Source organism: Bacteroidales bacterium, from assembly GCA_035353855.1.
Lineage (GTDB): Bacteria > Bacteroidota > Bacteroidia > Bacteroidales > CG2-30-32-10 > DAOQAK01.
This window is the reverse complement of record DAOQAK010000035.1, coordinates 32,158-42,932: the sequence shown is the minus strand read 5'-3', so window position 1 is coordinate 42,932 and position 10,775 is coordinate 32,158. Positions and strand designations below refer to the sequence as shown.

9 protein-coding genes are annotated in these 10,775 nt (G+C 30.5%); 5 read left to right on the top strand and 4 right to left on the bottom strand.

The genetic code is table 11. The features are described from left to right. Positions 1 to 202: 202 nt before the first annotated feature. The 3 genes from PKK00_10055 to PKK00_10045 all read right to left on the bottom strand — a co-directional run bounded on the left by PKK00_10055 (position 203) and on the right by PKK00_10045 (position 3,298). Complete coding sequence (locus PKK00_10055) at positions 203 to 1,198, bottom strand: SDR family oxidoreductase (protein HNW98738.1); 996 nt, start codon at positions 1,196 to 1,198, stop codon at positions 203 to 205. A gap of 112 nt (positions 1,199 to 1,310) precedes the next feature. After that, positions 1,311 to 1,826: a UpxY family transcription antiterminator gene (locus PKK00_10050; GenBank protein HNW98737.1), complete on the bottom strand. Its 516-nt coding sequence runs from the start codon at positions 1,824 to 1,826 to the stop codon at positions 1,311 to 1,313. Between the two features lie 50 nt (positions 1,827 to 1,876). After that, entirely contained in the window at positions 1,877 to 3,298 is a 1,422-nt protein-coding gene (locus tag PKK00_10045) for a DUF5106 domain-containing protein (protein ID HNW98736.1), read from the bottom strand. Between the two features lie 173 nt (positions 3,299 to 3,471). Here PKK00_10045 and PKK00_10040 point away from each other — a divergent pair, with 173 nt between their 5' ends. Then, complete coding sequence (locus PKK00_10040; GenBank protein ID HNW98735.1) at positions 3,472 to 4,239, top strand: hypothetical protein; 768 nt, start codon at positions 3,472 to 3,474, stop codon at positions 4,237 to 4,239. Between the two features lie 12 nt (positions 4,240 to 4,251). Here PKK00_10040 and PKK00_10035 read toward each other — a convergent pair whose 3' ends face one another. Then, the gene (locus tag PKK00_10035) at positions 4,252 to 4,794 is read right to left on the bottom strand and encodes a DUF5063 domain-containing protein (GenBank protein HNW98734.1); all 543 of its coding nucleotides are present in this window, start codon (positions 4,792 to 4,794) and stop codon (positions 4,252 to 4,254) included. Between the two features lie 248 nt (positions 4,795 to 5,042). Between PKK00_10035 and gmd the strand changes: the two genes are divergently transcribed. From gmd to PKK00_10015, 4 genes are read left to right on the top strand one after another with little or no spacing between them, the layout of a single operon-like run. Continuing rightward, positions 5,043 to 6,083 carry a GDP-mannose 4,6-dehydratase gene (gmd, locus tag PKK00_10030; GenBank protein HNW98733.1) on the top strand — a complete coding sequence of 347 codons (1,041 nt, stop codon included), beginning with the start codon at positions 5,043 to 5,045 and terminating at the stop codon, positions 6,081 to 6,083. Between the two features lie 6 nt (positions 6,084 to 6,089). Beyond that, positions 6,090 to 7,160 (top strand): GDP-L-fucose synthase, encoded by a 1,071-nt coding sequence (locus PKK00_10025; GenBank protein ID HNW98732.1) that lies wholly within the window; start codon positions 6,090 to 6,092, stop codon positions 7,158 to 7,160. A 15-nt stretch (positions 7,161 to 7,175) separates the two neighbouring features. Further along, positions 7,176 to 9,602, top strand: coding sequence for an SLBB domain-containing protein (locus PKK00_10020; protein HNW98731.1), 2,427 nt, complete (start codon positions 7,176 to 7,178; stop codon positions 9,600 to 9,602). A gap of 19 nt (positions 9,603 to 9,621) precedes the next feature. After that, the gene (locus tag PKK00_10015) at positions 9,622 to 10,770 is read left to right on the top strand and encodes a Wzz/FepE/Etk N-terminal domain-containing protein (protein HNW98730.1); all 1,149 of its coding nucleotides are present in this window, start codon (positions 9,622 to 9,624) and stop codon (positions 10,768 to 10,770) included. Positions 10,771 to 10,775: the final 5 nt, after the last annotated feature.

The following is a 10,775-nucleotide window of genomic DNA, read 5'->3' as shown; positions in this document are numbered from 1 at the left end:
TGAAACCGAAAAATGAAATATTTGGAACATTGATATAATCAGCAGACCCTAATTAGTTGAATTTTTTAAGTTTTTTCAAATAGGTATAATAAAATCATAAAAGCAAAAGAATGCTCTTTTCTTTTAGGTTAAAACTTGTTCTCTTTTATAAATGCAATTGCATTAGTAATGTTTTAAATAATGTGTTTTGCGTAATTCAATATTATTTTAATTTTATATTTCCCCAATACCATTTCACTGCTTCTTTCAACCCTTGCTGTAAGTTATGTGATGGATTGTAACCCAATATTTTTTGCGCTTTTGCAATACTAGCATGCGAATGGGGAATATCGCCTTTCCTTTGCGGACCATAAATTATATTGATATTTGCAATTTCAGGATCAAAAGTGCTGAGATATTCTTTTAAATATTTCACCAGCATATTCAAATCATTACGTTCTCCAACTGCAGTATTAAAAACTTGTCCGATGGCTTCTGCTTTTGTATTGAGAGAAGCTATATGATTCATCTGGATTACATTGTCAATATATGTGAAATCGCGGCTTACTGTGCCATTGCCATTAATTACAGGCGATTCATGAGCTATGAGTTGTATCACAAATTTAGGAATCACAGCGGCATAAGCGCCGTTGGGATCTTGCCGGCGACCATATACATTAAAATAACGAAGTCCAATAATATCCAGCCCATAATTCAAATGAAAAACATGAGCGTACAATTCGTTAACATATTTTGTAACAGCATAAGGAGAAAGAGGCATACCAATACGTTCTTCAATTTTTGGTAATTCAGTACTGTCGCCATAAGTAGAAGAACTGGCAGCATAAACAACACGTTTTACTTTAGCATCACGTGCCGCTACTAATATATTTAAAAATCCATTAATGTTGTTATCATTAGTGTTTAATGGATCATTTATAGAGCGGGGAACAGAGCCCAATGCGGCTTCCTGTAATACATATTCAACTCCATCAACAGCCTTTTTACATATTGTAATATCACGGATGTCGCCTTCGATCAAATGAAAATTTTTAAACTTAATAAAATCAGCAATATTTTCATGTTTGCCTGTAGAAAAATTGTCCAGGCATATTACTTCGTTATTATATTTTAGTAAATCTTCACAAAGGTTGGAGCCTATAAAACCGGCGCCGCCGGTAACTAGTATTCTTGAGTTGCTAATTTTTAAATAAGACATTAAAGTTTAAAATAGTTATTTATAGCTTCGCCCTTTCACTTACATTTTTAATATAAGTTAAGAGCATGAAAAATAGTTTGCAAAGATACAAAAAATACCTGCATATGTTTTCTTATTTTTCAATTTTTTCAATAAGTGTTTTGCTCGTTTCAATTAAGAGGCTTTTTCCAATAGAATCAATGGAGATCATTATTTTACGATTGTTGTTGTAATTAATTACTTTTCCATAGAATCCTTTAAATGGTCCTGATTTTATACATATTTCTTCACCTTCAGAAAAGTTTTGTTCAATTACATATAGTTTGTCCGGAATTTCTTTAATAGCGATGTCTATTGCTTTAACCTGTGTATCGGAAATAGTTGCGTCAGCATTGTTATATCTTAAGAAACGTACAATACCGGGAGTATTTAAAACCTGAAACCGTTTTGATTCATCATAACGAATAAATATGTATCCGGAAAATAAAGGAATTTCAACAATTTTTTTTCTGTCGCTCCATTTACGCATTACTTTTTGAAGTGGAAGAAATACTTCAAAACCTTGTTTGATTAAAAGTTGTTCACACTTTTTTTCATGACGGGAGCGTGTAGTTAAAACATACCAGTTTTGATTGTTTTCAGTATTCATATTAAAATTTTATAACTGATATATTTCTAAAATTAATTTATAAAGGTAATTTATTTTTTCTCGTCAATTTTAAATTGTCTTTCCATGAATTCCTTTAACTGCTCTACATTCAATCTTTTTGCAAGAATCTTTTTATTTTCATCGAGTAGATAAATTACCGGAGTGCTAATAATATCATAGGTTGCATGAAAGCCGGTAATATTTTGTATGTCCATCACATTTAACCATTCCAGTTTATTGTCGATTATATATTTTTTCCACTCGTTAATATTAGGATCGGTGCAAAAGGCAAATACATCAAACCCTTTTATTTTAAGACTATCGTATAAAGCTTTTAATTTTGGTGTTTCTTTTTGGCAGTGGCCACAGGTGGGATCCCAAAAATAGAGCACGGTATATTTTGCCTTAATATTATAGAGTGTATGATATACACCACTTGTATCCTGAACAGTGATATTAGGAATTTTCACTCCTAATAGCAAATTCTTTAAAACTTTCGCGCGGTTGTTAATTTTTTCAAGATTGGTTTCGGTTACCCAATAAGCCTGGTTTGTCATATAATATTTTTCCACCATATGCACGAATATTGCATCGAATCCCATAATTTTAGATGTTTCTGACCAGTTAGTGAAATACCATACCAAATATTTAAATACTTCTTTGTTAACACGTGCTTTTTCAATTAACGAGTCACATTCTTTATTTATTGAATCAGGATGCTGAACAGTAAGGGTTGTTATGTATTGGTTTATTTTACTGTGAAATACGGGTGTTCTCAGGAGTCTGTCATCAGAAAAATCAACATTGTCAAAAAAATGTTTTTTATAATATTTAAAAACATATAACGAATCTTTTTTGCCATTTGGAAGAATTGGGGCTTCAGGAAGTTCGGGTTCCATAGATGTTTTGAATACTTTTGCAAGAAAGGTTTCGGAATGTTGCTTTATATAGTTGAGTTTATAATTTTGTACATCTTTGTCAATCGCATTGATATTGTCTTTTAAAATTTTAGAAGAATCTTTATTGTCTTTTAATTTGGTTAAACTTTCACGTAGCGGTGCAACCTTTTTTTGTTGGATATTGATGTATTTTTGATAGTCATAAAAAAGCTGGTTCTCCTTAGAGTCTTTTATTTTCATGGTACCTATAAAATCAGAAGTGTCGGTTTCTAATGAGAAAAATTTTTCTGTATTTATTATAAGTTCGAAATATTTTTTTGAAGGGATTATTACAACGTAGATTCCGCCTAAAAGTTCTTTATTCCCTTTAAATTCACAAAGCCCTTTCGAGTCAATTTTTGCTGTATCTACAACACTTATATGAGGTGATTCGCCATAATAATTTCCCAGGAGGCAAGTTGTGTCTTTCAAATTTGCAAACTTTATTTTAATATCGTATTTTGGTTTTTCCGCAAAGAGTAGGGAAGGAATAAAAAAAGCTAATAGTAAAAAGTTCCTGATATTAGTATTCATAGTTTAATTATTTTGTTAGCAAAAATACAAAAACCATAAACATTTTTTATTTTCTGAAATATTAATATTTGTTAAATACTAATTGTTGAATTATAAAAATGGAATTCATTAAATTTATTTGAAGAATATTTATACGGATATTTTCTTATTTTTGAAAAATAAAAATCATCAATATGAAAAATATTTCACTTGTTTTATTATTTATAGTAACATGGCAATTCTCTTTATTCGCAGAACCAATTGATAGCTTAAAGTCAAGACGAGAATTACTATATCAGAAATATACTGAAAAAAATATTCCAGGCAAAAGGCTTTCCAGGGATGATTTAAAAGACATTGTTGATATTTTGAAAGACATCGTAATTGTTGATACACGTATTATAAAGGAATTTGCTGCTGATGAAAATGAGTTGAAAGAAAAAGCAACAGAGATCAAAAATTTAAATTCAGAAATAGATTCCATTGAAAGCGAAAAAAATGATGTTACAGGATATCTTTATGTGATATATATTACAGGCGGTTTTATTATTGCTATTTTGACGATTGCTTTGATACTTCTGGTTATTTACATGTCAAAATATTATAAGCTGAAAAATAAACAAAATATTTATTCCGATAAATTAAAAGAGGCGGATAGCGATCGTGTGAATATGGCGAAATTAAATGAAGACATATCATTAAAAGTTAAAGAAATTGAAATGTTGGAAAAGAAAATACAGGATTATAAAAACAGGAATGAATTATTGGATGAAAAGATTAAAACTCTTGAAGGCTCATTGGATGATTTACAACAGTCCGATTCGGAATATAACGATGAGATGGAAAAAGTAAACATTAATATGTCGAAAATTGAAAAGTTGGGGAGAATGCGTGAATTAGGAATTGTAACCGATGAAGAATTTAATACTTTTAAGAAAAAGTTTTTAGAAGACATAAAATAATGAAACTGAAATTTAAATTTCAGTTTCATTAGGTACACCTGGGAAAATAATATTATGTAATGCCATTTGAAGTTTAATAATTTTATTTCCCCAATGCGTTGCAAATAAACGATAACATTCTGCCACTGCATTAATTTTAGCTGCCTGAGTGTTCTTTTGATAAAGAATAATAAAATCTTTTAAATCCTGGTAAATATCGGCAATTTGCTCGGAGATACTTTGTTTTATAATATTCTTTTCAGAAACATCTTCATTGTTATTAAATGATAAGAAATTATCTTCCTGTCCTATTTTTTTATTTAATGAAATAAAAATATGCTCCCAGATTTCTTCGGTTACATATCTTTCGGTAATTTCAAAATCACATTCTTCAACAGAAGGAAGAAGTATTCCTTTTAAATATAATAGAGGACAAATTTTTAAATAATAATAAATAATATCTTCTTTCTGGTACTGCTCTGCCTTCTCCGTAAAAAGGCAGTATTCGTTAGCAACAGTTAATAATTCTATTATATTTTTTGAATAAATAATTTCGTTTTTATTTTCAGTTAGCATCGTTTCTAAATTTAATTGCAAAATAAATGAAAATAATTATTGATATTTTTTAAATAAAACTATAACATTAATCTTAGATTTTCGTTTAACTACAGAATTATATGAAAAACAGTATTATAGCTTAGTCAGCTAAATATATTTTTCTTAACTTCAGTTAAAATATTTAATTTTGCAAATTCTTTTGAAGTTGGGACAAAAATATGTAACCGACAGGGCGAAGCTGTAAATAGGAAAATCAAAATATTAATATGAAAACTGCACTGATTAGTGGTATTACAGGTCAAGATGGATCGTATTTAACAGAACTATTAATTGAAAAAGGGTACACTGTTCATGGAATTATTCGTCGCTCCAGCTCTTTCAATACTTTTCGGATCGACCATCTTTATTCTGATAATTCAATTTTAAATAAAAAGTTATTTCTGCATTATGGTGATTTAACAGATTCAAGTAATCTGAATCGTTTAGTTGAAAAGGTACAGCCCAATGAAATATACAACCTTGGTGCTCAAAGTCATGTTCAGGTTTCATTCGAAGTGCCTGAGTATACAGCAGAAGTAGATGGAATTGGTACTCTTCGTTTTTTGGATGCTATTAAAGAAACAGGGTTGAAAACTCGTTTTTATCAAGCTTCAACATCAGAATTATATGGGAAAGTACAAGAGATTCCTCAAAGTGAGAAGACACCTTTTTATCCACGTAGTCCTTATGCTGCAGCAAAATTATATTCATACTGGATTACGGTGAATTATCGTGAAGCATATAATTTGTACGCATGCAATGGAATACTTTTTAATCACGAAAGTGAAAGACGAGGAAAAACTTTTGTTACTCGTAAGATATCGGTTGCTGTGGCTAAAATAGTTTTAGGTCAACAGGAAAAATTATTACTTGGTAATTTGGATGCAAAACGAGATTGGGGTTATGCTCCTGAATACGTTGAAGGAATGTGGAGAGTATTGCAGGCTGATAAACCTGATGATTATGTTCTTGCAACAAATGAAACTCATACTGTGAAAGAGTTTGTTGAGGAATCGTTTAAAGTTTTGGATGAAGAAATAATTTGGAAAGGCAAAGGGAAAGATGAAGTTGGAATATTGAAGTCATCAAATAAAGAGGTGGTTGCAATAGACCCAAAATATTTTCGTCCGACAGAAGTAGAGATATTAATAGGAGATTATTCTAAAGCAAAAAATATATTAGGATGGAAGCCAAAAACTACTTTTAAAGATTTGGTGAAAATAATGGTGCAGGCTGATTATAAAAAAGCTAAAAAAAGAGCTTTATAAATAATGATGAAAAAAGATTCAAAAATTTTTATTGCCGGGAATACAGGATTGGTGGGTTCTGCAATACATCGTTGTTTGTTAGCAAAGGGATATTCTAATTTTGTTTTTGCTTCAATCGAAAATATTGATCTTACTCGCCAGGCAGAGGTTGAAACTTTTTTTGAAAAAGAAAAACCTGATTATGTAATTGATGCAGCTGCTAAGGTTGGTGGTATTCTTGCTAATAGTACTTATCGTGCACAGTTTATATACGAGAATCTGGCAATTCAAAATAATATTATTCATAGTGCATATAAATATGGTGTAAAAAAATTATTATTTCTTGGAAGCTCGTGCATATATCCTAAATTAGCTTCGCAGCCATTAAAGGAAGAATATTTATTAACAGGAGAACTGGAAAAAACAAATGAGCCTTATGCCATTGCTAAGATTGCGGGAATTAAAATGTGTGAAAGTTATTATCAGCAGTATGGTTCAAATTTCATTTCAGTAATGCCCACTAATCTGTATGGGCCTAATGATAATTATGATTTGGAAAAATCGCACGTTCTTCCGGCAATAATTCGTAAAATGCATTTGGGGAAATGTTTGGAAAATAACGATTGGTCAGCAATAAAAAAAGATTTGAATAATAAACCTATTGAAGCTATTGACGGTTCATCTGATGAATATAAGATTATTGAAATATTATCTAAATATGGTATTACAAAAAAATCATCAGAAGTTGTAGTTACATTATGGGGAACTGGGAATGTTTATCGTGAATTTTTGCATGTGGATGATATGGCATCGGCTTGTGTTTATGTATTAGAAAATATCGATGCGGAAAAATTAATTAAAACAGAAGGTGTCTCATTTCTGAATATAGGAACAGGAGCTGATTTAAAGATATATGATTTAGCTTTACTAATTAAAAAGATTGTCGGATATAAAGGAACTATAAATTGGGACAATTCAAAACCTGATGGAACCCCAAAAAAACTTTTAGATGTCTCAAGATTAAATAAATTCGGATTTAAGCACAAGTATAATCTGGAAGAAGGAATTACTATGGTATATAATGAATACATTAATTAATAATTCAATCATATAATGGAAAAATATAAAAATATTATAATAGTTTTTGTTCTGGTAATTTTTACTTCATTTTATAATAATGCTTTCTCTCAATCGCAGAAAATAGATAATGTCGATTTAAGTAAAGTAAAAGTTGATGAACTTTCAGATACGCAAGTAAAAGCTATTGCTGAAAAGGCAGGAATGTCGGGCATGTCAGAAGATCAAATTGAAACTTTAGCAAAAGCAAAAGGAATGTCTGATTCTGAAATTCTTAAACTTAAAAGCCGTATTTCAAAATTAAAGACTACTATAAAAGATGATAATAGTTCAACAGGCAGAACTCGTAGTGCTGAAGTTAAAAATGATTCGCTTGATAAAGAGGTAAATCCTTATGCAAATAAAATTTTTGGATTTTCATTGTTTACAAATAAATCGTTAACGTTTGAACCAAGCACCAACATTGCAACTCCATTAAATTATCAGTTAGGTCCGGGTGATAAATTAATAATTGATGTGTGGGGTGCATCCCAGGAAACATACGAACAAAAAATCACTGCCGAAGGTTATATTATAATAAGTAATGTTGGTCCTATTTATCTTAGCGGTATGACAATCGAACAGGCGACAAATAAAGTTAAAAAAGAGCTTACTTCAATTTATACCGGTTTATCAATTGGAAATACATTTTTAAAAGTTAGTCTTGGTGCTGTAAGAAGTATTAAAGTTAATATTGTTGGAGAAGTTGCACTTCCCGGAACATATACATTATCATCATTAGCTACAGCATTAAATGCATTGTATGTAGCAGGAGGTCCTTCAGAAAATGGTTCCTTGCGTAATGTGAAAATTATAAGAAATAACAAGACTGTGGCGGAACTGGATATTTATGAATTTCTGTTAAAAGGTGAACTACCAAAGAATATGAGGCTTCAGGACGAAGATGTGATTTTTATTCCAGCATACGACAACCGTGTCGAAATAAAAGGTGAAGTAAAACGAACAGGTTTATTTGATTTGAAGACTTCAGAAAAATTAAAAGATTTAATTTATTATGCCGGAGGTTACACTGACAAGGCATATACTGAGAATGTAAAAGTATTAAGAAAAACAGGGAAACAATATAAAGTCTTTGATGTACCATCAATACAACAGGATTCATTTAAACTATCAAACGGTGATGAAGTTTCAGTTGACACAGTTTTGAATAAATACGAGAATCGTGTTGAAATAAAAGGAGCGGTGAATCGTCCGGGAATATTTGCTTTAGACAATAATACGACTTTAGGTGAACTGATTCGTAAAGCCAGTGGCTTGCGTGAAGATGCATTTAAAAGTCGTGTTATAATTTATCGTACTTTAGATGATTTGACAATAAAAACAATTCCTGTAGAAATAAAAGATACTACACAATCGTATCAAACTTTATTATTAAGAGAAGATGTTGTATCTGTATCATCAATATTTGATATACAAGAAGAATATACAATTAAAATTGATGGAGAGGTCCGTGTACCGGGAGAATATCCTTATACAAAAAATACAACCATCGAAGATTTAATAGTAAAGGCAGGAGGTTTGCTCGAATCTGCATCATATGCAAAGATTGAAGTTGACAGAAGAATAAAAGATAATTATGCTACAGCATCAAGTGATAAAATTGCGGAAGTTTATCAATTTCAAATTTCAAAAGATTTGAAAGTGTCAGATTCCGCATCAAATTTTGAGTTAATGCCTTTTGATAATGTTTTTATTCGTAAATCTCCCGGATATTCATCGCAAAGTATTGTTAAAGTTGATGGCGAAGTTTTATTCCCCGGTTTTTATAGTATAACAACTAAAACCGAACGTATATCAGATTTGATTAAACGTGCTGGAAGCACTACTCCTGAAGCATACGTAAAAGGAGCAAGATTAACAAGACAAAATTCTGCTGCGAAAAAACTTCAATTAAAAGATATTGAAAAGTTAAAAGAAAGAGTGAATGATACCTTACCTATAGATGACCAAACAATTAATAAAACAGAAACAACAATAAGTATTGATCTGGAAAAAATTCTTAAAAAAGCGGGGTCTAAGTATGACTTATTCTTAGAAAAAGGAGATGTTATAAAAATTCCAAAAGAACCGCAGACAGTTGGTTTAAGCGGAGCATTATTATACCCGGTTGTGGTAAGATATATGAAAGGCTACGGAGTAAGAAAATATATTTCTTCATCGGGTGGTTTTTCGGACGATGCAAAACCTTCTAAAATATATGTTGTAAATATTAATGGTTCTGTAAAAAGAACATCTCGATTTTTATTTATTAAAAATTATCCTAAAGTAGAGCCGGGAGCAGAGATTGTCGTCCCACAAAAAACATTGAAAAAAGGTATGAGCACGACAGAAGCAATAGGTTTTGGGACAGCTATGTCATCTTTAGCTTTGATTATAATAACAATTGTGAATGCTTTAAAATAAATTTTGAAATAATTCATAAATGACAGAAACGCAAACAAAAAAAGAAAATAAAGATAGCGAAATCGATTTAATTGATATTGCAAAAAAAATATGGAGTGGACGAAAAATAATAATAAAATCCATGATTGTTTTTTTTGTATTAGGTATTTTTATTGTTATATTTTCTCCAAAAGAATATAAATCAGAAATTACTTTAGTAGTTGAAACCAGTAGTAGTGGAAGTGGCATGTCAGGTTTATTGCAACAGTTTGGAGGATTGGCAGGAATTAGCATGAATAAAACTGATAAGGAAGCTCTTGTGCCTGATTTGTATCCTGAAGTTATTAAAAGCACACCATTCCTGCTTGAAATAATGAAACAGAAAGTTATTGAATCGAAATATGATTCCACATTAACTGTTGAACAATATCTTGACAGGCATACTCGTTCTTCGTTAGCAGGTTTCGTGGCTAAATATACAATTGGATTGCCCGGAAAAATAATGGAATGGATAAGAGGTAAAAATGATAATATTACAGGTAAAAAACTTCTTGTTGTTTCATCAGATTCACTAAAAGATATATCAGTAGAACCTATTCGTATTACAAAGAAACAGTCTGATATTATTGAGGCATTAGCGGGATGTATAAGCACAGAACAGGATTTTAAAAAATCAAATAAGTTTGTTATTGGTGTTGAAATGCAAGACCCACTTGTTGTTGCTCAAGTTACAAGTTATGTAGTAAAAGACCTTAAGAGATATATAATTGATTACAGAACTAAAAAAGCAAAAACCGATTTAAAGTTTGTTGAAGCACGTTCGAATGAGGCTGAAGCAAAATATATGGAAGCACAGCAGGCATTGGCAATATATAAAGACCGGAATAAAAATGTGATATTAGCCTCTGTTCAAACTGAAGAAGAAAGACTTCAGTCCGAATATGATCTATCGTTTAGTTTATATAGTGCTTTAGCGAAACAATTAGAACAATCAAAAATTAAAGTTCAGGAAGAAACACCTGTTTTTAATGTAATGGATCCTGCTCAAATTCCTTTAAAAAAAAGTAGCCCTAAATCAAGTTTAATTATAATTACAATGTTATTTTTAGGAGGATGTGTAGGAGTGGGTATAATTTTATTAAAAAACATGAAAGTTATTTTAATTAATAATAATCAAAAAAACAAATAATATCT